20 protein-coding genes are annotated in these 23,579 nt (G+C 59.6%); all 20 read left to right on the top strand.

The features are described from left to right. Positions 1-435 precede the first annotated feature (435 nt). The 20 genes from ACI514_RS06630 (at position 436) to nuoL (ending at position 23,559) form a co-directional block, all read left to right on the top strand. Positions 436-2,661, top strand: coding sequence for an NADP-dependent isocitrate dehydrogenase (locus ACI514_RS06630; protein ID WP_405123328.1), 2,226 nt, complete (start codon positions 436-438; stop codon positions 2,659-2,661). Between the two features lie 137 nt (positions 2,662-2,798). Beyond that, complete coding sequence (locus ACI514_RS06625) at positions 2,799-3,245, top strand: NUDIX hydrolase (protein ID WP_160058620.1); 447 nt, start codon at positions 2,799-2,801, stop codon at positions 3,243-3,245. Positions 3,246-3,304: 59 nt separating this feature from the next. After that, complete coding sequence (gene mnmA / locus ACI514_RS06620) at positions 3,305-4,429, top strand: tRNA 2-thiouridine(34) synthase MnmA (RefSeq protein WP_405123327.1); 1,125 nt, start codon at positions 3,305-3,307, stop codon at positions 4,427-4,429. After that, on the top strand, positions 4,426-5,049 hold the full coding sequence (gene hflD / locus ACI514_RS06615) for a high frequency lysogenization protein HflD (protein ID WP_038362633.1): 624 nt from the start codon (positions 4,426-4,428) through the stop codon (positions 5,047-5,049). The genes mnmA and hflD overlap by 4 nt, the downstream gene beginning before the upstream one ends. Before the next feature lie 127 nt (positions 5,050-5,176). After that, positions 5,177-6,547, top strand: a complete 1,371-nt coding sequence (gene purB / locus ACI514_RS06610; protein ID WP_405123326.1) for an adenylosuccinate lyase — start codon at positions 5,177-5,179, stop codon at positions 6,545-6,547. An 86-nt stretch (positions 6,548-6,633) separates the two neighbouring features. Continuing rightward, positions 6,634-7,803, top strand: a complete 1,170-nt coding sequence (locus ACI514_RS06605) for a cupin domain-containing protein (RefSeq protein WP_160058623.1) — start codon at positions 6,634-6,636, stop codon at positions 7,801-7,803. Beyond that, positions 7,796-8,221 carry a GNAT family N-acetyltransferase gene (locus ACI514_RS06600; protein WP_034155132.1) on the top strand — a complete coding sequence of 142 codons (426 nt, stop codon included), beginning with the start codon at positions 7,796-7,798 and terminating at the stop codon, positions 8,219-8,221. Before ACI514_RS06605 ends, ACI514_RS06600 begins: the two co-directional genes overlap by 8 nt. 243 nt (positions 8,222-8,464) lie before the next feature. After that, positions 8,465-9,226, top strand: a complete 762-nt coding sequence (locus ACI514_RS06595) for a secretin N-terminal domain-containing protein (RefSeq protein WP_405123325.1) — start codon at positions 8,465-8,467, stop codon at positions 9,224-9,226. A 474-nt stretch (positions 9,227-9,700) separates the two neighbouring features. After that, positions 9,701-11,026 carry an isocitrate lyase gene (gene aceA, locus ACI514_RS06590; RefSeq protein ID WP_007920195.1) on the top strand — a complete coding sequence of 442 codons (1,326 nt, stop codon included), beginning with the start codon at positions 9,701-9,703 and terminating at the stop codon, positions 11,024-11,026. 637 nt (positions 11,027-11,663) lie between these two features. Then, entirely contained in the window at positions 11,664-12,077 is a 414-nt protein-coding gene (locus tag ACI514_RS06585) for an NADH-quinone oxidoreductase subunit A (protein ID WP_003223812.1), read from the top strand. 10 nt (positions 12,078-12,087) lie between these two features. Beyond that, the gene (locus tag ACI514_RS06580; protein ID WP_053121628.1) at positions 12,088-12,762 is read left to right on the top strand and encodes an NADH-quinone oxidoreductase subunit B family protein; all 675 of its coding nucleotides are present in this window, start codon (positions 12,088-12,090) and stop codon (positions 12,760-12,762) included. A 73-nt stretch (positions 12,763-12,835) separates the two neighbouring features. Then, positions 12,836-14,620 carry an NADH-quinone oxidoreductase subunit C/D gene (gene nuoC / locus ACI514_RS06575; protein WP_160058625.1) on the top strand — a complete coding sequence of 595 codons (1,785 nt, stop codon included), beginning with the start codon at positions 12,836-12,838 and terminating at the stop codon, positions 14,618-14,620. A gap of 2 nt (positions 14,621-14,622) precedes the next feature. Further along, complete coding sequence (gene nuoE / locus ACI514_RS06570) at positions 14,623-15,120, top strand: NADH-quinone oxidoreductase subunit NuoE (RefSeq protein WP_007920186.1); 498 nt, start codon at positions 14,623-14,625, stop codon at positions 15,118-15,120. Then, a complete protein-coding gene (gene nuoF, locus ACI514_RS06565; protein ID WP_007920184.1) occupies positions 15,117-16,472 on the top strand; it encodes an NADH-quinone oxidoreductase subunit NuoF in 1,356 nt (451 codons plus the stop codon). The genes nuoE and nuoF overlap by 4 nt, the downstream gene beginning before the upstream one ends. A gap of 136 nt (positions 16,473-16,608) precedes the next feature. Then, complete coding sequence (gene nuoG, locus ACI514_RS06560) at positions 16,609-19,323, top strand: NADH-quinone oxidoreductase subunit NuoG (RefSeq protein ID WP_160058626.1); 2,715 nt, start codon at positions 16,609-16,611, stop codon at positions 19,321-19,323. Continuing rightward, complete coding sequence (nuoH, locus tag ACI514_RS06555) at positions 19,320-20,327, top strand: NADH-quinone oxidoreductase subunit NuoH (RefSeq protein WP_007920179.1); 1,008 nt, start codon at positions 19,320-19,322, stop codon at positions 20,325-20,327. Before nuoG ends, nuoH begins: the two co-directional genes overlap by 4 nt. Before the next feature lie 11 nt (positions 20,328-20,338). Next, positions 20,339-20,887: an NADH-quinone oxidoreductase subunit NuoI gene (gene nuoI / locus ACI514_RS06550; protein WP_007920177.1), complete on the top strand. Its 549-nt coding sequence runs from the start codon at positions 20,339-20,341 to the stop codon at positions 20,885-20,887. Between the two features lie 9 nt (positions 20,888-20,896). Beyond that, positions 20,897-21,397 carry an NADH-quinone oxidoreductase subunit J gene (nuoJ, locus tag ACI514_RS06545; protein ID WP_007920176.1) on the top strand — a complete coding sequence of 167 codons (501 nt, stop codon included), beginning with the start codon at positions 20,897-20,899 and terminating at the stop codon, positions 21,395-21,397. 3 nt (positions 21,398-21,400) lie between these two features. Continuing rightward, entirely contained in the window at positions 21,401-21,709 is a 309-nt protein-coding gene (gene nuoK / locus ACI514_RS06540) for an NADH-quinone oxidoreductase subunit NuoK (RefSeq protein ID WP_003223790.1), read from the top strand. After that, complete coding sequence (nuoL, locus tag ACI514_RS06535; RefSeq protein WP_038362640.1) at positions 21,706-23,559, top strand: NADH-quinone oxidoreductase subunit L; 1,854 nt, start codon at positions 21,706-21,708, stop codon at positions 23,557-23,559. The genes nuoK and nuoL overlap by 4 nt, the downstream gene beginning before the upstream one ends. Positions 23,560-23,579 lie beyond the last annotated feature (20 nt).

Here is a 23,579-nt window from a genome sequence, read left to right as displayed (position 1 = left end):
AACCCAGTTAAATCAACACGCAAACCCTCTGTTCGTGGCGCAGCTACATCTCGTTTCGTACAAGCCTGAAAGCAAAGGGAAAAGCGCCAAACTCAAGCATTCGCGACGACTCTACGCGCCACCCTGCCCTGCGACCTTTAGACCAATGGACGAGAATCGTTGCATATGAACCATCGGCAGATTGCCAGCTACCTATGTATAATGCCGCCCGCTGACCACAGGGTCACGACGGCTGGCCTCTCTAGAACGAGACTTTCCGCCTGATTGGTCGGGTTGTTACCGCAGCCTGACTGCTTGACGCTCTACTGATGCACCCAACATCACCGCGAAGAATCTCGACATTCGGTTCATGGATGACTTTGAACGAACGCGCTTACCCGGCGCCCCTCGAGTTTCTGCGCACGCTTTAGCAAAGAAGAGAGAGTTAATCCGAATATGCCCACCCGCTCGAAGATCATCTATACCTTCACCGACGAAGCTCCAGCCCTCGCCACCTATTCCCTGCTGCCGATCATCGAGGCGTACACCGCTTCGGCCGATATCGCCGTGGAAACCCGCGATATCTCTCTTGCAGCACGTATTCTGGCCAGCTTCCCCGAGCAACTGGGCGACAAAGCCGTAGCCGACCACCTCGCCGAACTGGGCGACCTGGCCGTTACGCCTGAAGCCAACATCATCAAGCTGCCGAACATCAGCGCTTCGGTGCCACAGCTGCAAGCCGCGATCAAAGAGCTGCAAGCTCAGGGTTACAACCTGCCGGACTACCCGGAAACCGTAACCAGCGACGCCGACAAAGACGCCAAGGCGCGTTACGACAAGGTCAAGGGCAGCGCCGTGAACCCGGTTCTGCGTGAAGGCAACTCCGACCGTCGCGCACCGCTGTCGGTGAAGAACTATGCGCGCAAGCACCCGCACAAAATGGGCGCCTGGGCCAAAGACTCCAAGTCCCACGTCGCTCACATGAGCACCGGCGATTTCTACGGCAGCGAAAAAGCTGCCCTGATCGACGCCGCTGACGCCGTGAAGATCGAGCTGATCGCCAAAGACGGCACCGCGACCGTTCTGAAAGAAAAAACCACCGTTCAGGCTGGCGAGATCCTCGACTGCGCCGTGATGAGCAAAAACGCCCTGCGCGCGTTCATCGCTGCTGAAATCGAAAGCGCCAAGGCGCAAGGCGTGCTGCTCTCGGTGCACCTGAAAGCGACCATGATGAAGGTCTCCGACCCGATCATGTTCGGCCAGATCGTTGCCGAGTTCTACAAAGACGCACTGACCAAGCACGCTGACGTGCTGGCCGAGATCGGCTTCAACCTGAACAACGGCATCGGCGATCTGTACGCGCGCATCAAAGCCTTGCCGGCTGAGCAGCAAGCACAGATCGAAGCTGACATGGCCGCCGTCTACGCTGCTCGCCCATCGCTGGCGATGGTCAACTCCGACAAAGGCATCACCAACCTGCACGTGCCGAGCGACGTTATCGTCGACGCCTCGATGCCAGCAATGATCCGTGACTCCGGCAAGATGTGGGGCACCGACGGTCAGCTGCACGACACCAAGGCTGTGATCCCGGATCGTTGCTACGCGACCATCTACCAGGCCGTGATCGAAGATTGCAAAGCCAATGGCGCTTTCGACCCGACCACCATGGGCAGCGTGCCAAACGTTGGCTTGATGGCGAAGAAAGCCGAAGAGTACGGCTCGCACGACAAGACTTTCCAGATCAAGGCTGATGGCGTGGTTCGCGTCACCGACAGCAAGGGCAACCTGCTGATGGAACAGGCTGTTGAAGCCGGCGACATCTTCCGCATGTGCCAGACCAAAGACGCGCCGATCCAGGATTGGGTCAAACTGGCCGTCAACCGTGCTCGCGCAAGCGCAACTCCAGCGATCTTCTGGCTGGACCCAATGCGCGCTCACGATGGCGTAGTGATCGAGAAGGTTCAGGCTTACCTGAAGGATCACGACACCACCGGTCTGGACATCCAGATCATGGCGCCGGTCGACGCGATGAAGTACACCCTGCAGCGCACCCGCGAAGGCAAGGACACCATTTCGGTGACCGGCAACGTACTGCGCGACTACCTGACCGACCTGTTCCCGATCATGGAACTGGGCACCAGCGCCAAGATGCTGTCGATCGTGCCGCTGATGAACGGCGGTGGCCTGTTCGAAACCGGCGCCGGCGGTTCGGCTCCTAAGCACGTGCAGCAACTGGTTGAAGAGAACTTCCTGCGCTGGGATTCGCTGGGCGAGTTCCTCGCACTGGCAGCATCCCTCGAGCATCTGGGTGTGAACTACAACAACCCGAAAGCGCTGGTGCTGTCGAAGACTCTGGATCAGGCCACTGGTCAGTTCCTCGACAACAACAAGTCGCCATCGCGCAAAGTCGGCAACATCGACAACCGCGGCAGCCACTTCTATCTGGCGATGTACTGGGCTCAGGCCCTGGCTGCCCAGACTGAAGACGCTGCACTGCAAGCGCAGTTCGCGACTCTGGCAAAAACCCTGACCGAGAACGAAGCAACCATCGTTGCCGAACTCAACGCCGTTCAGGGCAAGCCAGTCGACATCGGCGGTTACTACCACGCCAATGCCGAGCTGATCAGCAAGGCCATGCGCCCAAGCGCAACCCTCAACGCGGCGATTGCTGCGCTGGTTTAAGGTTGTAGCGCTGTAAACGAACCCCGGCCCTGTGCCGGGGTTTGTGTTTCCAGAGCTCACACAATTCCCCTGTGGGAGCGAGCCTGCTCGCTCCCACAGGGGGGATTGGATTTCAATTCTATATTTGAGGACATCCTATGGAATGGCTCCCCCACATCACCGTCGCCACTATCGTCGAGGACAACGGTCGCTTCCTGATGGTCGAGGAACACAAGGCCGGGCGCAATGTGCTCAACCAGCCCGCCGGACATCTCGACCCGGACGAAACCCTGATCGACGCCGCCGTACGCGAAACCCTCGAAGAAACCGGCTGGGACGTCGAACCCATCGGCGTTATCGGCATTTACCTGTACACCGCGCCGAGCAACGGCGTGACCTACCAACGCGTGTGTTTCAGCGCCAAAGCCATCAAACATCATCCGGATTACCAGCTCGACGACGGCATCGTCCGCGCCAAGTGGCTGACCCGTGACGAATTAATGACTCAGCGCGACAACTGGCGCAGTGAGCTGATCATCCGTTGCATCGACGATTATCTGGCCGGTCATCACTTCAGCCTCGAACTGATCCGCCCTTCTCTTTAGCCTTGAGGCCGCGAGCCTGCTAGAATCGCGTCCTTTTTCAAGACACTCATTGAATCCCTATGCGTGATCCAGCCCCTTCTGACACATCCAAGAAGCGCGTCATTGTCGGCATGTCCGGCGGCGTGGACTCTTCCGTTTCCGCTCTCCTGCTGATCGAGCAGGGCTATGAAGTGGAAGGCCTGTTCATGAAGAACTGGGAAGAAGACGACGGAACGGAATACTGCACCGCCATGGACGACCTGGCGGATGCCCAGGCTGTCTGCGACAAGATTGGCATCAAGCTGCACACCGCCAACTTCGCCGCCGAGTACTGGGACAACGTGTTCGAGCACTTCCTGGCCGAATACAAGGCCGGTCGCACGCCGAACCCGGACATCCTCTGCAACCGCGAGATCAAGTTCAAGGCGTTCCTCGACTACGCCATGATGCTCGGCGCCGACCTGATCGCCACCGGCCACTACGTGCGCCGCCGCGACATCGATGGCCGCACCGAACTGCTCAAAGGCCTCGATCCGAACAAGGATCAGAGCTACTTCCTGCACGCCGTAGGCGGCGAACAGATCGCCAAGACCCTGTTCCCGGTCGGTGAACTGGAAAAGCCGGAAGTGCGCGCAATTGCCGAGAAATACGAGCTGGCCACCGCGAAGAAGAAGGATTCCACCGGGATCTGCTTCATCGGCGAGCGTCGCTTCAGCGACTTCCTCAAGCAATACCTGCCGGCGCAACCGGGCGAAATCAAGACCACCGAAGGCGAGGTCATCGGCCGTCACCACGGTTTGATGTATCACACCATCGGTCAGCGCCAGGGCCTCGGCATCGGCGGCTTGAAAGACGCCGGCGACGAGCCGTGGTACGTGCTGCGCAAGGATCTCGACACCAACGAGTTGATCGTCGGCCAGGGCAACAACCATCCGTGGCTGTTCTCCGGCGCCCTGCTCGCTTCGGAAATCTATTGGGTCAACCCGATCAACCTGAGCCAGCCGCTGCACCTGACCGCCAAAGTGCGTTATCGCCAGAGCGATCAGGCCTGCACCCTGGAAAAAACCGCCAACGGCTACCGCGCCGTGTTCGACGAACCGCAACGCGCGGTGACGCCGGGCCAGTCCGTGGTGTTCTACGACGGTGAAATCTGCCTCGGTGGCGGCGTGATCGAAGTCGCCGAGCCATGGAGCGGCCAGGCATGAGCCCGACTCAGGAGCAACTGACGGCCCTCGGCGGGGTGTTTCTCGCCGCCGTGCTGGTCGACCGGATCGCCAAAACCGGCCAGACCAGCGAGGCCGGTCTGACCTGCATGCTCGGCAGTCTGCTGGTGCGCGACCCGAAGGACACGCTGGACGTGTACGGCGGCGATGACCTTAATCTGCGCGAGGGCTACCGCGCACTGATCGGCGCCCTCGAACGCGACCCGAGCACGTTGCAGCGCGAGCCGTTGCGTTATGCGCTGTCGATGCTGGGTTTGGAGCGTCAACTGGCCAAGCGCAACGACATGCTCGACACCATCGGCAAGCGCTTGCCGCAGATTCAGTCGCAAGTCGAGCATTTCGGCCCGGCCCACGAAAACGTGGTCGCGGCTTGCGGCGCCCTGTATCAGGACACCCTGAGCACCCTGCGCCAGCGCATTCAGGTGCATGGCGACATGCGCAATCTGCAACAGCCGAGCAATGCCTCGAAGATCCGTGCCCTGCTGCTCGCCGGCATTCGTTCAGCGCGCCTGTGGCGACAGCTCGGCGGCCATCGCTGGCAGTTGGTGATCAGCCGGCGCAAGCTGCTCAAAGAGCTGTATCCGTTGATGCGCAGCGAGTAATTCGCCCTGCAATAAAAGCTTTGTAGTCTGTAACGCGTAATACGCCGGTCAGTTGGCAACGGACCGGCGGATTTTTTCATGTATGATACGCGCCCCATTTCGTTGCCCGACTGTCCGAGAACACCCCATGCAGCTTTCTTCGCTCACTGCGGTTTCCCCTGTTGACGGCCGCTACGCCGGCAAAACCCAGGCCCTGCGCCCGATTTTCAGCGAGTACGGTCTGATCCGTGCCCGCGTTCTGGTTGAAGTGCGCTGGCTCCAGCGCCTGGCCGCCCACACTGGCATCCCAGAAGTGCCAGCCTTCTCCGCCGAGGCCAACGCCGTTCTCAATGAACTGGCTGAAAACTTCTCGCTGGAGCACGCCGAGCGCGTCAAAGAGATCGAGCGCACCACCAACCACGACGTCAAAGCGATCGAATACCTGCTCAAAGAGCAGGCGGCCAAGCTGCCGGAGCTGGCCAAGGTCAGCGAGTTCATCCACTTTGCCTGCACCAGCGAAGACATCAACAACCTGTCCCACGCCCTGATGCTGCGCGAAGGCCGTGACGACGTGATGCTGCCGCTGATGCGCCAGACCGCCAACGCGATCCGCGAACTGGCCATCCGTTTCGCTGATGTGCCAATGCTGTCGCGCACCCACGGTCAACCGGCCTCCCCGACTACTTTGGGTAAAGAGCTGGCGAACGTGGTTTACCGTCTCGAGCGTCAGATCGCTCAGGTCGCTGCCGTGCCGCTGCTGGGCAAGATCAACGGCGCCGTCGGCAACTACAACGCGCACCTGTCGGCCTACCCGCAGATCGACTGGGAAGCCAACGCCCGCGCCTTCATCGAAGACGAGCTGGGTCTGGGTTTCAACCCGTACACCACGCAGATCGAACCGCACGACTACATCGCCGAGCTGTTCGACGCGATCGCGCGCTTCAACACCATCCTGATCGACTTCGACCGTGATATCTGGGGCTACATCTCCCTGGGTTATTTCAAACAGCGCACCATCGCTGGCGAAATCGGTTCGTCGACCATGCCGCACAAGGTCAACCCGATCGACTTCGAAAACTCCGAAGGCAACCTCGGTATCGCCAACGCACTGTTCCAGCACCTGGCGAGCAAACTGCCGATCTCCCGCTGGCAGCGCGACCTGACCGACTCCACCGTCCTGCGCAACCTCGGTGTCGGCTTCGCCCACAGCGTGATCGCCTACGAAGCCAGCCTTAAAGGCATCAGCAAACTGGAGCTCAACGAGCAGAAGATTGCCGCTGACCTCGACGCTTGCTGGGAAGTGCTGGCTGAGCCGATCCAGACCGTGATGCGCCGCTACAACATCGAAAACCCGTACGAGAAGCTGAAAGAACTGACTCGCGGCAAGGGCATCAGCCCTGAAGCGTTGCAGACTTTCATCGACGGCCTGGACATGCCAGCGCAAGCGAAAGCCGAGCTCAAGCAACTGACCCCGGCCAACTACATCGGCAACGCTGTAGCGCAAGCCAAACGCATCTGATCGACCGCTTGATCCGTTTGAGACGCCCGGCCGCGCCGGGCGTTTTTATTCCCGTATGAAAAGTGCTTTTTTTCAATAGGTTACATATGAATCCCGATATTCCTCTTCAACTTCTGGGTGGCATCACGGCGCGCGAGTTCCTGCGCGACTACTGGCAGAAAAAGCCACTGCTGATCCGCCAGGCGATTCCTGACTTCGAAAGCCCGATCGACGCCGACGAACTGGCCGGCCTGGCTCTGGAAGAAGAAGTCGAGTCGCGCCTGGTGATCGAGCACGGCGAGCGTCCATGGGAACTGCGTCGGGGCCCGTTCGCTGAAGACGAATTCAGCAAGTTGCCGGAAAAAGAGTGGACCCTGCTGGTTCAAGCCGTCGACCAATTCGTACCGGAAGTCAGCGAGCTGCTGGAAAACTTCCGTTTCCTGCCGAGCTGGCGCGTCGACGACGTGATGATCAGCTTCGCCGCTCCGGGTGGCAGCGTCGGTCCGCACTTCGATAACTACGACGTGTTCCTGCTGCAAGGCCACGGCAAGCGCAACTGGAAAATCGGCCAGATGTGCGATTCCGAAAGCCCGCTGCTGCAACACGCCGATCTGCGCATCCTCGCTGAATTTCACGAGAGCGAAGAGTGGGTCCTGGAGCCGGGCGACATGCTCTACCTGCCGCCGCGTCTGGCCCATTGCGGTGTCGCGGTCGACAACTGCATGACTTACTCGGTTGGCTTCCGTGCGCCGAGCGCTTCCGAAGTACTGACCCACTTCACCGACTTCCTCAGCCAGTTCCTGACTGACGAAGAGCGCTACACCGATGCCGACGCACAGCCAGCAGCCGATCCACACCAGATTCAACACGATGCACTGGATCGCCTGAAAGCGCTGCTCGCCGAACACATGAGCGACGAGCGCCTGCTGCTGACCTGGTTCGGCCAGTACATGACCGAGCCGCGCTACCCGGAACTGGTGGCCGGCCCGGAAGAAATCGAAGAAGAAGACTTCCTCGCCGCCCTGCAGGATGGCGCCGTACTGATCCGCAACCCGAGCGCGCGCCTGGCCTGGTCGGAAGTCGATGACGACCTGCTGCTGTTCGCCAGCGGCCAGAGCCGTTATCTGCCGGGCAAGCTGCGCGAGCTGTTGAAGCTGATCTGCGCCGCCGACGCCCTGCACACCGACAACCTCGGTGAGTGGCTGAACGACGAAGACGCTTGTGGCCTGCTGTGCCAGCTGGTCAAGCAAGGGAGCCTGGGGTTCGCCGATGAATAAGATTCGCGTACGTGTCGCAGACTGGCAGAAGGACATCGCCGAGATCCGGCGCATTCGTGAAACGGTGTTCATCGCCGAACAATCGGTGCCACCTGAGTTGGAATGGGACGCGGACGACGCGACCGCCGTGCATTTTCTGGCGTTTGAAGGCGACTTTCCGATTGGTACTGCGCGCCTGTTGCCCGATGGGCACATTGGCCGGGTTTCAGTACTGAAAGACTGGCGCGGGATGAAGGTCGGTGATGCGCTGATGCAAGCGGTCATTGCTGAAGCTGAAGAACGTGGGTTGAAGCAGCAAATGCTCAGTGCTCAGGTGCAAGCCACGGCGTTTTATGAACGCTTGGGTTTCAGCCTGGTCAGCGAGGAATTCCTCGAAGCCGGGATTCCGCATGTCGATATGGTTCGGCATTCGGCATAAAACCGCGGCGCGGCCTTCGCGAGCAGGCTCGCTCCCACAGGGGATCTCCAGCGGACACGATATTTGTGTCAGACAGAGATTTAATGTGGGAGCGAGCCTGCTCGCGAAGAGGCCAGCAAGCACACCACAAAACGCCCCGACATCAACCGATGCCGGGGCGTTTTGCTGTCTACGATTCAACTTGCCCCACCCAAGGCCGACAAACTGGCAATATCAAGCCTTTCGAAAGCGGAGATAACGGACATGTCCCTACGCACCCTGCTCACCACCCTGCTGCTCGGCTGCAGTTTTTCGGTGATGGCAGCCACAGAAATCGTGCCTCTCAATTACCGCACCAGCACCGACATGCTGCCGATGGCGCAAGACTTCCTCGGCAAGGACGGTCAGGTCAGCGCCTACGGCAACCAACTGATCATCAAGGCCGAACCGGACAAGATTCAGGAACTCAAGGCACTGATTACCCAACTCGACACCGCGCCCAAGCGCCTGCTGATCAGCGTCGACACCAACGAAAACAATGGTCGGGGCGACGAGGGTTATTCGGTCAATGGCGCCCAGCCAAGTCAAACCCGCATCATCAGCCGCAGCACCATCAGCCGTGAAGGCGGCGTGCAACAGGTGCAAGCCACCGATGGCATGCCGGCGCTGATTCAAGTCGGGCAAAGTGTGCCAATCACCAATGTTCAGAGCGATTCCTACGGCGGTTACAACAGCCAGACGCAATACCGCAACGTCACCCAAGGTTTCTACGTCACCGCCAGCGTCACCGGCGACATCGTTCACCTGGCGATCAGTACCAACCGTGACCGCATGAGCCAGGAACGTCCCGATGTAGTGAACGTGCAAAGCACCGACACAACTGTCAGCGGGCGCCTCGGCGAGTGGATCACCCTCGCCGGCGTCAATCGCCAGACCCAGGCCGATAAACAGGGCCTGACCCGCAGCTACTCGACTCAAGGCCGGGATGACATGACCTTGCGAGTGAAAGTCGACGCATTGGACTAAAGCACCGAAAACTGACTGATTAGTCGTATTAGACGAAAGATGTAGTGCTTTAAAAAAAGCACTACAAAACGTTTGACGGGGTAAAAAAGCGAAGGCATGATGGCCTCGCTCCCGCTAATCAGAGGCCCTGGCAAGGGCCTTCGAAGCGATGTTCGCACCTACCCCGCGAACCGCTTCGTGTCTGTACCGCCCACAAGGTGTGTTTGACGAGGTTGCCGACTGGAACGAAGTTGTCCCGAGGGACGGAAGCGTATTTAGGTAACCCGGCTTCACACTGTAGAACGTATAGAGGCCCACGACGCCCGAATGCGCCCACAGTCCGCCACTACCTGCTCACTTCCCCTCGAGCCCATCGTTCATCCCGTCGCCTACCCCGCCGAATCCGACTTGACCACCTAAGCTTCTGGTCAGCGAGCGCAGGAATTTTCCACCGCAGAACAACTTTTCATAAAAGACGCGACGAGGTTTATCTCCATGGCACTGACACGCGAACAGCAAATTGCAGCCCTCGAAAAAGACTGGGCTGAAAACCCGCGCTGGAAAGGCGTGACACGCACTTACTCCGCTGCTGACGTCGTCCGTCTGCGTGGCTCGGTTCAACCTGAGCACACCTTTGCAAAAATGGGCGCCGACAAGCTGTGGAACCTGGTCACCCAGGGTGCCAAGCCGTCCTTCCGTCCTGAGAAAGATTTCGTCAACTGCATGGGCGCCCTGACTGGCGGCCAGGCTGTTCAGCAGGTTAAAGCCGGTATCCAGGCGATCTACCTGTCGGGCTGGCAAGTGGCTGCGGACAACAACTCCGCAGAATCCATGTACCCGGACCAGTCGCTGTACCCGGTGGATTCGGTTCCAACCGTGGTCAAGCGCATCAACAACTCGTTCCGTCGTGCTGACCAGATCCAGTGGAAAGCCGGCAAGAACCCGGGCGACGATGGCTACATCGACTACTTCGCGCCGATCGTGGCTGACGCCGAAGCCGGTTTCGGCGGCGTGCTGAACGCCTACGAGCTGATGAAGAGCATGATCGAAGCAGGCGCCGCCGGCGTTCACTTCGAAGACCAACTGGCTTCCGTGAAAAAATGCGGTCACATGGGCGGTAAAGTACTGGTTCCTACTCAGGAAGCCGTACAGAAGCTGACCGCTGCTCGTCTGGCTGCTGACGTTGCCGGTACCCCGACCATCATTCTGGCCCGTACCGACGCCAACGCTGCTGACCTGCTGACTTCCGATTGCGACCCGTACGACCAGCCGTTCGTGACTGGCGAGCGCACTCAGGAAGGTTTCTACAAGGTCCGCGCCGGCCTGGATCAAGCCATTGCTCGTGGCCTGGCTTACGCGCCATACGCCGACTTGATCTGGTGCGAAACCGCCAAGCCGGATCTGGACGAGGCTCGTCGTTTCGCCGAAGCGATCAAAAAGGAATACCCGGACCAACTGCTGTCGTACAACTGCTCGCCGTCCTTCAACTGGAAGAAAAACCTCGACGACGCGACCATCGCCAAGTTCCAGCGCGAACTGTCCGCCATGGGTTACAAGCACCAGTTCATCACCCTGGCCGGCATTCACAACATGTGGCACAGCATGTTCAACCTGGCGCATGACTACGCCCGCAACGACATGACTGCCTACGTGAAACTGCAGGAGCAGGAATTCGCTGACGCCGCCAAGGGTTACACCTTCGTGGCGCACCAGCAGGAAGTGGGCACCGGCTACTTCGACGACATGACCACCGTGATTCAAGGTGGCTCGTCCTCGGTAACCGCACTGACCGGTTCGACTGAAGAAGAACAGTTCCACTGATTCGGCTTCGCTGAGCAAACGGCCTCTGCGGATCGTATAGAAAGCTAACCGCAGAGCCGCAAAACTGACGCCCCGACTGGTTCGGGGCGTTTTTTTTGCCCCGATTTAATGAACACCAAAAATCCCTGTAGGAGTGAGCCTGCTCGCGATAGCCGTGGGTCAGTTTGCGCAGCGGTGACTGAACCACCGCTATCGCGAGCAGGCTCACTCCTACAGGGATCGGCGTCGTTCGGAGAAAACATTGATCCAGCGCGGTACATCCGTCAGAAAAATCCGCTAAAACGGGCGCCGTCGCTACTTGCAGTAACGCGCAAGTAAGACAACTTCCCAACTAACGACCCGCTCAACAGTTGCAAATACACTTCAAACGATATCAATTATCATTTAGCCACAACTATGTTCGTTACATTCCCTACAAAACATTATTTGCATAAACCCGCCTAATGCCCGCAACGCATGGGCTGCAGGGCATTGGAGATGCGCTATGTCCTTATTCCAATAAATAATTTCGCTATAGGAATTTTACTTGCAGGGTGTTTAGCCATAAAATCAGCGCGATTGATTGCTGCGACATATCGTCACTGCCTATTTCTTTATCAAGCTCAGAGACCTTTGCTCTCTGTTAAGGATTACCAGCATGCCCGAAGCGACAGGACTCATGGCCCACAACTGGGGCTTTGCCATTTTCCTTCTGGGTGTCGTCGGCCTGTGTGCCTTCATGCTTGGCGTCTCCAGCCTCCTCGGGTCAAAAGCCTGGGGTCGCAGCAAAAACGAACCGTTCGAGTCCGGCATGCTACCTACCGGTGGCGCCCGCTTGCGGCTCTCAGCCAAATTCTATCTGGTCGCGATGCTGTTCGTGATCTTCGATATCGAAGCCCTCTTTCTCTTTGCATGGTCTGTGTCCGTCCGCGAAAGCGGCTGGACCGGATTCGTCGAAGCTCTCGTTTTCATAGCAATTCTGTTGGCAGGTCTTGTCTACCTGTTCCGAGTGGGCGCCCTTGACTGGGCTCCGGAAGCTCGTCGCAAGCGGCAGGCGAAGCTGAAACAATGAGGCTTTGGCAATGCAATACAATCTCACCAGGATCGACCCCGATGCTCCTAACGAGCAGTATCCGATTGGCGAACGGGAAACCGTTTCCGATCCGTTAGAAGATCAAGTCCACAAAAACATTTTCATGGGCAAGCTGGAAGACGTGCTGAGTGGCGCGGTCAACTGGGGACGCAAGAACTCCCTGTGGCCGTACAACTTCGGCTTGTCGTGCTGCTACGTGGAAATGACCACCGCCTTCACGGCGCCCCACGACATCGCGCGCTTTGGCGCCGAAGTTATCCGGGCATCGCCGCGTCAGGCCGACTTCATGGTTATCGCCGGCACCTGCTTCATCAAGATGGCGCCGATCATCCAGCGTCTCTACGAGCAGATGCTCGAACCGAAGTGGGTTATCTCCATGGGTTCGTGCGCTAACTCCGGTGGCATGTACGACATCTACTCTGTGGTTCAAGGGGTGGACAAGTTCCTGCCCGTGGACGTCTACGTACCTGGCTGCCCTCCTCGTCCGGAAGCATTTCTGCAAGGCTTGATGCTGTTGCAGGAATCGATCGGCAAGGAGCGTCGTCCGCTTTCCTGGGTCGTTGGTGATCAAGGCGTTTATCGCGCCGACATGCCTTCGCAGAAGGAACAGCGCCGCGAACAGCGAATCGCAGTCACCAACCTGCGCAGCCCTGACGAAGTCTGATCCAGATCTGTTCTGAAAAAGAAACGAGAAGCTGGCTTCATTCTTTACGTTGACCGAAAGCGAAAAAATAACCATGACTACAGGCAGCGCTCTGTACATCCCGCCTTATAAGGCAGACGACCAGGATGTGGTCGTTGAATTGAACAACCGTTTTGGCGCCGAAGCGTTCACCGCTCAGCCGACCCGCACCGGCATGCCGGTGCTGTGGGTGGCGCGTGCCAGACTCGTCGAGGTCCTGACCTTCCTGCGTAACCTGCCCAAGCCGTACGTCATGCTCTATGACCTGCACGGCGTGGACGAGCGTCTGCGCACCAAGCGTCAAGGGCTGCCGAGCGACGCCGAGTTCACCGTGTTCTATCACCTCATGTCGCTGGAGCGTAATAGTGACGTGATGATCAAGGTCGCCTTGTCCGAGAGCGACCTCAGCTTGCCGACCGTCACCAGCATCTGGCCGAACGCCAACTGGTACGAGCGTGAAGTCTGGGACATGTTCGGTATCGACTTCAAAGGTCACCCGCACCTGTCGCGCATCATGATGCCGCCGACCTGGGAAGGTCACCCGTTGCGCAAGGACTTCCCGGCGCGCGCCACCGAATTCGATCCGTACAGCCTCAACCTCGCCAAGCAACAGCTCGAGGAAGAAGCCGCGCGTTTCCGTCCGGAAGACTGGGGCATGAAGCGTTCCGGCCCGAACGAGGACTACATGTTCCTCAACCTCGGCCCGAACCACCCTTCGGCGCACGGTGCATTCCGCATCATTCTGCAACTGGACGGTGAAGAGATCGTCGACTGCGTGCCGGACATCGGTTACCACCACCGTGGTGCCGAGAAGATGGCCGAGCGTCAGTCGTGGCACAGTTTCATCCCGTACACCGACCGTATCGACTACCTCGGCGGCGTGATGAACAACCTGCCGTACGTGCTCTCGGTCGAGAAGCTGGCCGGCATCAAAGTGCCTGAGAAGGTCGACGTCATCCGCATCATGATGGCCGAGTTCTTCCGAATCACCAGCCACCTGCTGTTCCTCGGGACTTACATCCAGGACGTTGGTGCGATGACCCCGGTGTTCTTCACCTTCACCGACCGCCAGAAGGCGTACACGGTGATTGAAGCCATTACCGGTTTCCGTCTGCACCCGGCCTGGTACCGCATCGGTGGTGTTGCCCACGACCTGCCGCGCGGCTGGGAAAAACTGGTGAAAGACTTCGTTGAATGGCTGCCAAAACGCCTCGACGAATACACCAAGGCTGCCCTGCAGAACAGCATCCTCAAGGGTCGTACCATCGGCGTCGCCCAGTACAACACCAAAGAAGCCCTGGAATGGGGTGTCACCGGTGCTGGCCTGCGTTCGACCGGTTGCGATTTCGACCTGCGTAAAGCGCGTCCGTACTCCGGCTACGAGAACTTCGAGTTCGAAGTGCCGCTGGCCGCCAATGGCGATGCCTACGACCGCTGCATGGTTCGCGTCGAAGAGATGCGCCAGAGCATCAAGATCATCGACCAATGCATGCGCAACATGCCGGAAGGCCCGTACAAGGCGGATCACCCGCTGACCACGCCGCCGCCGAAAGAGCGCACGCTGCAGCACATCGAAACCTTGATCACGCACTTCCTGCAAGTTTCGTGGGGCCCGGTGATGCCGGCCAACGAATCCTTCCAGATGATCGAAGCGACCAAGGGCATCAACAGTTATTACCTGACGAGCGACGGCGGCACCATGAGCTACCGTACCCGGATCCGCACTCCAAGCTTCCCGCATCTGCAACAGATCCCTTCGGTGATCAAAGGCAGCATGGTCGCGGACATGATTGCGTACCTGGGTAGTATCGATTTCGTTATGGCCGACGTGGACCGCTAAGCATGAACAGCACGCTTATCCAGACAGACCGTTTCACCCTCAGTGAAACCGAGCGCTCGGCCATCGAGCACGAGCTGCATCACTACGAAGACCCGCGCGCGGCGTCGATCGAAGCCCTGAAGATCGTTCAGAAAGAACGCGGCTGGGTGCCGGATGGCGCCTTGTACGCGATCGGCGAGATCCTTGGCATCCCGGCCAGCGACGTTGAAGGTGTGGCGACGTTCTATAGCCAGATTTTCCGTCAGCCGGTTGGCCGTCACATCATTCGCGTCTGCGACAGCATGGTCTGCTACATCGGCGGCCACGAGTCGGTGGTCAGCGAAATCCAGAACAATCTGGGCATCGGCCTGGGTCAGACCACCACCGACGGTCGTTTCACCCTGCTGCCTGTCTGCTGCCTCGGTAACTGCGACAAGGCACCGGCGCTGATGATCGACGACGACACCTTTGGTGATGTGCAGCCTGCTGGCGTCGCCAAACTGCTCGAGGGCTACGTATGACCCTGACATCTTTCGGTCCTGCCAACCGCATTCAGCGTTCGGCCGAGACTCACCCGCTGACCTGGCGTCTGCGCGATGACGGCGAAGCCGTGTGGCTCGACGAGTACCAGGCCAAGAACGGTTACGCTGCGGCGCGCAAAGCCTTCGCCGACATGGATCAGGACGCTATCGTCCAGACCGTGAAAGACGCCGGCCTCAAAGGTCGCGGCGGTGCAGGTTTCCCCACTGGCGTGAAGTGGGGCCTGATGCCCAAAGACGAATCCATCAACATCCGCTACCTGCTGTGCAACGCGGACGAGATGGAGCCGAACACCTGGAAAGACCGCATGCTGATGGAGCAACTGCCCCATCTGCTGATCGAAGGCATGCTGATCAGTGCGCGCGCACTGAAAACCTACCGTGGCTACATCTTCCTGCGTGGCGAATACACCACCGCCGCCAAGCACCTCAACCGTGCCGTGGAAGAAGCCAAGGCTGCTGGCCTGCTGGGCAAAAACATTCTGGGCAGCGGCTTCGATTTCGAGTTGTTCGTCCACACCGGCGCCGGGCGCTACATCTGCGGTGAAGAAACCGCGCTGATCAACTCCCTCGAAGGCCGCCGCGCCAACCCGCGCTCAAAGCCGCCCTTCCCTGCCGCCGTCGGCGTGTGGGGCAAGCCGACCTGCGTGAACAACGTCGAAACCCTGTGCAACGTGCCGGCGATCATTGCCGACGGTGTTGACTGGTACAAATCGTTGGCCCGCGAAGGCAGCGAAGACATGGGCACCAAGCTCATGGGCTTCTCCGGCAAAGTCAAAAACCCGGGCCTGTGGGAACTGCCATTCGGCGTCACCGGTCGCGAGTTGTTCGAAGACTACGCCGGCGGCATGCGCGACGGTTTCAAACTCAAGGCCTGGCAGCCAGGTGGCGCCGGTACCGGTTTCCTCCTGCCTGAACACCTCGACGCACAAATGTACGCCGGCGGCATCGCCAAAGTGGGCACCCGTATGGGTACCGGCCTGGCCATGGCGGTGGACGACAGCGTCAACATGGTCTCCTTGCTGCGCAACATGGAGCAGTTCTTCGCTCGCGAGTCGTGCGGTTTCTGCACCCCGTGCCGTGATGGTCTGCCATGGAGCGTCAAGCTCTTGATGGCCATCGAACAAGGCCGCGGTCAGCCAGGCGACATCGAGACCCTGCTGGGTCTGGTCAACTTCCTCGGCCCGGGCAAAACCTTCTGTGCCCACGCACCGGGTGCCGTGGAGCCGTTGGGCAGCGCCATCAAATACTTCCGTCCAGAGTTCGAAGCCGGTATCGCGCCAGTCAGCGCCGCCGTCCCGCCTCTGGCAAGGCCGATCGTAATCGGCGCGTAAACGCTTAAAAAGGCGAAGGGTCCGTGCCCTTCGCCTTTCGTCCGATGACGCCTTTCGGGGCTGACTGGATTCGGACGGATAACAAGATTCCATTAGCCACGCCCGCTGACACCGGGCCAACGAAGACCTTTGAACCATGGCCACTATCCACGTAGACGGCAAAGCGCTCGAAGTCGACGGGGCAGACAACCTGTTACAGGCATGTCTGTCGCTGGGCCTCGACATCCCTTATTTCTGCTGGCACCCCGCGCTTGGTAGCGTCGGGGCCTGCCGCCAGTGCGCGGTCAAGCAGTACACCGACGAGAACGACACCCGTGGTCGCATCGTCATGTCCTGCATGACCCCGGCCACCGACAACACCTGGATCTCCATCGAAGATGAAGAATCCAAGGCGTTCCGCGCCAGTGTTGTTGAATGGCTGATGACCAACCACCCGCACGACTGCCCTGTGTGCGAAGAAGGCGGTCATTGCCACCTGCAAGACATGACAGTGATGACCGGCCACAACGAGCGCCGTTATCGCTTCACCAAACGCACCCACCAGAACCAGCAACTGGGGCCGTTCATTTCCCACGAAATGAACCGCTGCATCGCTTGCTATCGCTGCGTGCGCTTCTACAAGGATTACGCTGGCGGCACCGACCTCGGTGTGTTCGGCGCCCACGACAACGTGTACTTCGGTCGCGTTGAAGACGGCACCCTCGAAAGCGAGTTCTCCGGCAACCTCACCGAGGTCTGCCCAACCGGTGTGTTCACCGACAAGACTCACTCCGAGCGTTACAACCGCAAGTGGGACATGCAATTCGCGCCGAGCATCTGCCACGGCTGCTCGAGCGGTTGCAACATCTCCCCGGGCGAGCGTTACGGTGAGCTGCGTCGCATCGAAAACCGTTTCAACGGTTCGGTGAACCAGTACTTCCTGTGCGACCGTGGCCGTTTCGGTTATGGCTACGTCAACCGCACCGACCGTCCACGTCAGCCGCTGCTGGCCGACGGCACCAAGCTCGGTCTGGATGCCGCGCTGGATAAAGCCGCTGACCTGCTGCGCGGTCGCAACATCGTCGGTATCGGTTCGCCGCGCGCCAGCCTCGAAAGCAACTATGCGTTGCGCGAACTGGTTGGCGCCGAGCACTTCTACTCGGGTATCGAAGCGTCCGAACTGGAGCGCATCCGTCTGGTCCTGCAAGTGCTGAAAGACAGCCCGTTGCCAGTGCCGAACATGCGCGACATCGAAGACCACGACGCGATTTTCGTCCTCGGTGAAGACCTGACCCAGACCGCCGCCCGTGTGGCGCTGTCCCTGCGTCAGTCGGTCAAAGGTAAAGCTGAAGACATGGCCGAAGCCATGCGCGTTCAGCCTTGGCTCGACGCTGCGGTGAAGAACATCGGTCAGCACGCGCTGAACCCGCTGTTCATCGCCAGCCTGGCTGAAACCAAGCTCGACGACATCGCTGAAGAATGCGTACACGCTGCTCCGGATGACTTGGCACGCATCGGTTTCGCCGTTGCTCACGCACTGGACGCCAGCGCGCCGGCCGTTGAAGGTCTGGACGCCGAAGCACTGGAACTGGCTCAGCGTATTGCTGACGCCCTGCTCGCTGCCAAACGTCCGCTGATCATCGCCGGTACTTCGCTGGGCTCCAAAGCCTTGATCGAAGCCGCCGCGAACATCGCCAAGGCGCTGAAGCTGCGCGAGAAGAACGGTTCGATCAGCCTGATCGTGCCGGAAGCCAACAGCCTTGGTCTGGCCATGCTCGGTGGCGAATCGGTGGATGCGGCGCTGCAAGCCGTCATCGACGGTAAGGCTGACGCGATCGTTGTGCTGGAAAACGATCTGTACACCCGCACCGCCAAAGACAAGGTCGATGCTGCACTGAACGCTGCGCAAGTGGTGATCGTTGCTGACCATCAGAAGACGGCTACCAGCGACCGCGCGCACCTGGTGCTGCCAGCCGCAAGCTTCGCTGAAGGCGACGGTACTTTGGTCAGCCAGGAAGGTCGCGCCCAGCGCTTCTTCCAGGTTTTCGACCCACAATACATGGATGCGAGCATCCTGGTTCACGAAGGCTGGCGCTGGCTGCACGCCCTGCGCGCGACCCTGCTGAACCAACCGATCGACTGGACGCAACTCGACCACGTCACCGCTGCCGTTGCTTCGAGCACCGAGCAACTGGCGCGTATCGTCGACGCTGCACCATCGGCGGCGTTCCGCATCAAGGGTCTGAAACTGGCGCGTGAGCCGCTGCGTTATTCCGGTCGCACCGCGATGCGCGCCGACATCAGCGTTCACGAACCACGCACCCCGCAAGACAAAGACACCGCGTTCGCCTTCTCCATGGAAGGTTACTCGGGCTCTGCCGAACCGCGTCAGCAGGTGCCATTTGCATGGTCGCCGGGCTGGAACTCGCCACAAGCGTGGAACAAGTTCCAGGACGAAGTCGGCGGTCACATCCGTGCTGGCGACCCGGGCACCCGCCTGATCGAAAGCACTGGCGATTCGCTGAACTGGTTCGCTGCAGCACCGCGCGCATTCAACCCGGCGCCGGGCACCTGGCAAGCCGTGCCGTTCTTCCACCTGTTCGGCAGCGAAGAAAACTCTTCGAAAGCCGCACCGGTTCAAGAGCGCATTCCGGCTCCGTACGTGGCTCTGGCCAAGTCGGAAGCGGATCGTCTGGGCGTCAATGACGGTGCCCTGCTGAGCCTGAACGTGGCCGGTCAGACCCTGCGTCTGCCGCTGCGTATCAATGAAGAACTGGGCGCAGGTCTGGTGGCATTGCCTGCGGGCATCGCCGGCATTCCACCGGCATTCGCCGGCGTATCCGTCGACGGTCTGCAGGAGGCAGCGCAATGACCTGGTTCACCCCTGAAGTGATCGATGTGATCCTCTCGGTCGTCAAAGCCATCGTGATTTTGCTGGCCGTTGTGGTGGCAGGCGCGTTGCTCAGCTTTGTCGAACGTCGCCTGCTGGGCTGGTGGCAGGACCGTTACGGTCCGAACCGCGTTGGCCCGTTTGGTATGTTCCAGATCGCCGCCGACATGCTGAAGATGTTCTTCAAGGAAGACTGGACCCCGCCTTTTGCCGACAAAGTGATCTTCACTTTGGCGCCGGTGGTGGCCATGTCCGCCCTGCTGATCGCCTTTGCGATCATCCCGATCACCCCGACCTGGGGTGTCGCGGATCTGAACATCGGCCTGCTGTTCTTCTTCGCCATGGCCGGTCTGTCGGTCTACGCGGTGTTGTTCGCCGGCTGGTCGAGTAACAACAAGTTCGCCCTGCTCGGCAGCTTGCGTGCGTCGGCGCAGACCGTGTCCTACGAAGTGTTCATGGGCCTGGCCCTGATGGGCATCGTGGTGCAGGTCGGCTCGTTCAACATGCGCGACATCGTCGAGTACCAGGCGCAGAACCTGTGGTTCATCATTCCGCAGTTCTTCGGCTTCTGTACCTTCTTCATCGCTGGCGTCGCCGTGACTCACCGTCACCCGTTCGACCAGCCGGAAGCGGAACAGGAACTGGCCGACGGTTACCACATTGAATACGCCGGTATGAAATGGGGCATGTTCTTCGTCGGTGAATACATCGGCATCATCCTGATCTCGGCGCTGCTGGTCACCCTGTTCTTCGGTGGCTGGCACGGTCCGTTCGGCATCTTGCCGCAACTGGCGTTCGTCTGGTTCGCACTGAAGACCGCGTTCTTCATCATGCTGTTCATCCTGCTGCGCGCTTCCATCCCGCGTCCGCGTTATGACCAGGTGATGGATTTCAGCTGGAAATTCTGCCTGCCACTGACCCTGATCAATTTGCTGGTGACCGCTGCGGTCGTGTTGTGGAACACGCCTGCAGTCGCGGTTCAGTGAGGATTTGACCCATGTTCAAATATATTGGCGACATCGTTAAGGGTACTGGTACCCAGTTGCGCAGCCTGGTCATGGTCTTCGGCCATGGCTTTCGCAAGCGCGACACCCTGCAATACCCGGAAGAAGCGGTCTACCTGCCACCACGCTACCGCGGTCGCATCGTCCTGACCCGTGACCCCGATGGCGAAGAGCGTTGCGTAGCCTGCAACCTGTGCGCCGTGGCTTGCCCGGTGGGTTGCATCTCGCTGCAGAAAGCTGAAACCGAAGACGGTCGCTGGTACCCGGACTTCTTCCGTATCAACTTCTCGCGCTGCATTTTCTGCGGTCTCTGCGAGGAAGCCTGTCCGACCACCGCGATCCAGCTGACACCGGATTTCGAGATGGCCGAGTTCAAACGTCAGGACCTGGTGTACGAGAAAGAAGATCTGCTGATCTCCGGCCCCGGCAAAAACCCTGATTACAACTTCTATCGTGTTGCAGGTATGGCAATCGCTGGCAAGCCGAAAGGCTCCGCGCAGAACGAAGCCGAACCGATCAACGTGAAGAGCTTGCTGCCTTAAGGAAGAACGATGGAATTCGCTTTCTATTTCGCATCGGGTATCGCTGTTGTGTCCACGCTTCGCGTAGTCACCAACACCAACCCTGTGCACGCCCTGCTCTACCTGATCATCTCGTTGATCGCCGTGGCCATGACCTTCTTCGCACTCGGCGCACCGTTCGCCGGCGTGCTGGAAGTGATCGCTTACGCCGGCGCCATCATGGTGCTGTTCGTGTTCGTGGTGATGATGCTGAACCTGGGTCCCGCCTCGGTTCAGCAAGAACGCGTCTGGCTCAAGCCCGGCATCTGGGCCGGTCCGGTGATTCTCGCCGCGCTGCTGCTGGCCGAACTGCTGTATGTGCTGTTCGCTCACCAGAGCGGCCAGGCCATCGGCCACACCACCGTAGACGCGAAAGCCGTGGGCATCAGCCTGTTCGGTCCGTACCTGCTGGTGGTCGAACTCGCCTCGATGCTGCTGCTTGCCGCAGCCGTCACGGCGTTCCATTTGGGCCGTAACGAGGCGAAGGAGTAAGACATGCCTGCTATCCCTCTCGAACATGGTCTGGCAGTTGCCGGCATCCTGTTCTGCCTTGGTCTGGTCGGCCTGATGGTCCGCCGCAACATTTTGTTCGTGTTGATGAGTCTGGAAGTGATGATGAACGCCTCTGCATTGGCGTTCATCGTTGCTGGCGCCCGTTGGGGCCAGCCGGATGGACAGATCATGTTCATCCTGGTGATCAGCCTTGCAGCCGCCGAGGCCAGTATTGGTCTGGCGATCCTGCTGCAACTGTATCGCCGCTTCCACACGCTCGATATCGACGCTGCCAGTGAGATGCGCGGATGAACCTGATCTTTCTGACTTTCGTATTCCCTCTGATCGGTTTCCTGCTGCTGTCGTTCTCCCGTGGACGCTGGTCGGAAAACCTCTCGGCGCTGATCGGCGTGGGTTCCATTGGCTTGTCGGCGATTGTCGCCGCCTACGTCATCTGGCAATTCAACGTCGCACCACCCGAAGGCGGTCACTACACCCTGGTGCTGTGGAAGTGGATGGCGGTCGAAGGCTTCAAGCCTGACTTCGCCCTCTACGTCGACGGCCTGTCGATCACCATGCTTGGCGTGGTCGTTGGCGTGGGTTTCCTGATCCACCTGTTCGCGTCCTGGTACATGCGCGGTGAAGCGGGCTACTCGCGCTTCTTCTCGTACACCAACCTGTTTATCGCCAGCATGCTGTTCCTGGTGCTCGGCGATAACCTGTTGTTCCTGTACTTCGGCTGGGAAGGCGTGGGCCTGTGCTCGTACCTGTTGATCGGTTTCTACTACAGCAACCGCAACAACGGTAACGCCGCACTCAAGGCTTTCATCGTGACCCGGATCGGCGACGTGTTCATGGCCATCGGCCTGTTCATCCTGTTCCAGCAAGTGGGCACGTTGAATATCCAGGAACTGCTGGTGCTGGCACCGCAGAAATTCCAGGTCGGCGACTTCTGGATCACGCTGGCAACGCTGATGCTGCTGGGTGGTGCGGTCGGTAAATCGGCACAACTGCCGCTGCAAACCTGGCTCGCGGACGCGATGGCCGGCCCGACCCCGGTGTCGGCACTGATCCACGCCGCAACCATGGTTACTGCCGGTGTTTACCTGATCGCCCGTACCCACGGTCTGTTCACCCTGGCGCCGGAAATCCTGCACTTGGTCGGCATCGTTGGTGGTGTGACGCTGGTGCTCGCTGGTTTCGCCGCTCTGGTTCAGACCGACATCAAACGTATCCTCGCCTACTCGACCATGAGCCAGATCGGCTACATGTTCCTGGCGCTGGGCGTTGGTGCATGGGATGGCGCGATTTTCCACCTGATGACCCACGCCTTCTTCAAGGCCTTGCTGTTCCTTGCTTCCGGTGCGGTGATCGTTGCCTGCCACCACGAGCAGAACATCTTCAAGATGGGCGGTCTGTGGAAAAAACTGCCACTGGCCTACGCCAGCTTCATCGTCGGCGGCGCGGCACTGGCTGCTCTGCCTCTGGTCACCGCCGGCTTCTACTCCAAGGACGAAATCCTTTGGGAAGCGTTCGCCAGCGGCAACCACGGTCTGCTTTACGCAGGTCTGGTCGGCGCGTTCATGACGTCGCTGTACACCTTCCGCCTGATCTTCATCACGTTCCACGGTGAAGCCAAGACCGAAGCCCACGCCGGTCACGGCATCGCTCACTGGCTGCCGTTGTCGGTGCTGATCGTATTGTCCACCGCCATTGGCGCGATGATCGTTCCGCCACTGCACGGCGTGCTGCCAGAAAGCGTTGGCCATGCCGGTGGCGAAGCCAAGCACAGTCTGGAAATCGCCTCGGGCGCCATCGCCCTGGCCGGTATCCTGCTGGCAGCGCTGCTGTTCCTCGGCAAGCGTCGCTTCGTCACGGCCATCGCCAACAGCGGCATCGGCCGTTTCCTTTCGGCCTGGTGGTTCGCTGCCTGGGGCTTCGACTGGATCTACGACAAACTGTTCGTCAAGCCTTACCTGGCGATCAGCCACGTACTGCGCAAAGACCCGCTCGACCAGACCATCGGTCTGATCCCGCGTATGGCCAAGGGTGGTCACACCGCCCTGAGCCGCACCGAGACCGGTCAACTGCGTTGGTACGCTGCTTCGATGGCTGCTGGTGCCGTGCTGGTCATTGGCGCCATCGTGCTGGTAGCGGTCTGATATGAACCTTGCGAATTTGC

The sequence above is a fragment of the Pseudomonas sp. M20 genome (genome assembly GCF_045037865.1).
GTDB lineage: Bacteria > Pseudomonadota > Gammaproteobacteria > Pseudomonadales > Pseudomonadaceae > Aquipseudomonas.
This window is presented reverse-complemented; position numbering and strand designations above follow the sequence as displayed.

Excerpts from the sequence above, each read along its gene's own strand:
- aceA (WP_007920195.1), top strand. The coding sequence starts at position 9,701 with ATGGCACTGACACGCGAACAGCAAATTGCAGCCCTCGAAAAAGACTGG.
- nuoG (WP_160058626.1), top strand. The coding sequence starts at position 16,609 with ATGGCCACTATCCACGTAGACGGCAAAGCGCTCGAAGTCGACGGGGCA.
- nuoH (WP_007920179.1), top strand. The coding sequence starts at position 19,320 with ATGACCTGGTTCACCCCTGAAGTGATCGATGTGATCCTCTCGGTCGTC.
- hflD (WP_038362633.1), top strand. The coding sequence starts at position 4,426 with ATGAGCCCGACTCAGGAGCAACTGACGGCCCTCGGCGGGGTGTTTCTC.
- ACI514_RS06585 (WP_003223812.1), top strand. The coding sequence starts at position 11,664 with ATGCCCGAAGCGACAGGACTCATGGCCCACAACTGGGGCTTTGCCATT.
- ACI514_RS06595 (WP_405123325.1), top strand. The coding sequence starts at position 8,465 with ATGTCCCTACGCACCCTGCTCACCACCCTGCTGCTCGGCTGCAGTTTT.
- ACI514_RS06580 (WP_053121628.1), top strand. The coding sequence starts at position 12,088 with ATGCAATACAATCTCACCAGGATCGACCCCGATGCTCCTAACGAGCAG.
- nuoL (WP_038362640.1), top strand. The coding sequence starts at position 21,706 with ATGAACCTGATCTTTCTGACTTTCGTATTCCCTCTGATCGGTTTCCTG.
- ACI514_RS06600 (WP_034155132.1), top strand. The coding sequence starts at position 7,796 with ATGAATAAGATTCGCGTACGTGTCGCAGACTGGCAGAAGGACATCGCC.
- nuoC (WP_160058625.1), top strand. The coding sequence starts at position 12,836 with ATGACTACAGGCAGCGCTCTGTACATCCCGCCTTATAAGGCAGACGAC.
- nuoF (WP_007920184.1), top strand. The coding sequence starts at position 15,117 with ATGACCCTGACATCTTTCGGTCCTGCCAACCGCATTCAGCGTTCGGCC.
- nuoK (WP_003223790.1), top strand. The coding sequence starts at position 21,401 with ATGCCTGCTATCCCTCTCGAACATGGTCTGGCAGTTGCCGGCATCCTG.
- nuoJ (WP_007920176.1), top strand. The coding sequence starts at position 20,897 with ATGGAATTCGCTTTCTATTTCGCATCGGGTATCGCTGTTGTGTCCACG.
- nuoI (WP_007920177.1), top strand. The coding sequence starts at position 20,339 with ATGTTCAAATATATTGGCGACATCGTTAAGGGTACTGGTACCCAGTTG.
- mnmA (WP_405123327.1), top strand. The coding sequence starts at position 3,305 with ATGCGTGATCCAGCCCCTTCTGACACATCCAAGAAGCGCGTCATTGTC.
- ACI514_RS06630 (WP_405123328.1), top strand. The coding sequence starts at position 436 with ATGCCCACCCGCTCGAAGATCATCTATACCTTCACCGACGAAGCTCCA.
- ACI514_RS06625 (WP_160058620.1), top strand. The coding sequence starts at position 2,799 with ATGGAATGGCTCCCCCACATCACCGTCGCCACTATCGTCGAGGACAAC.
- purB (WP_405123326.1), top strand. The coding sequence starts at position 5,177 with ATGCAGCTTTCTTCGCTCACTGCGGTTTCCCCTGTTGACGGCCGCTAC.
- ACI514_RS06605 (WP_160058623.1), top strand. The coding sequence starts at position 6,634 with ATGAATCCCGATATTCCTCTTCAACTTCTGGGTGGCATCACGGCGCGC.
- nuoE (WP_007920186.1), top strand. The coding sequence starts at position 14,623 with ATGAACAGCACGCTTATCCAGACAGACCGTTTCACCCTCAGTGAAACC.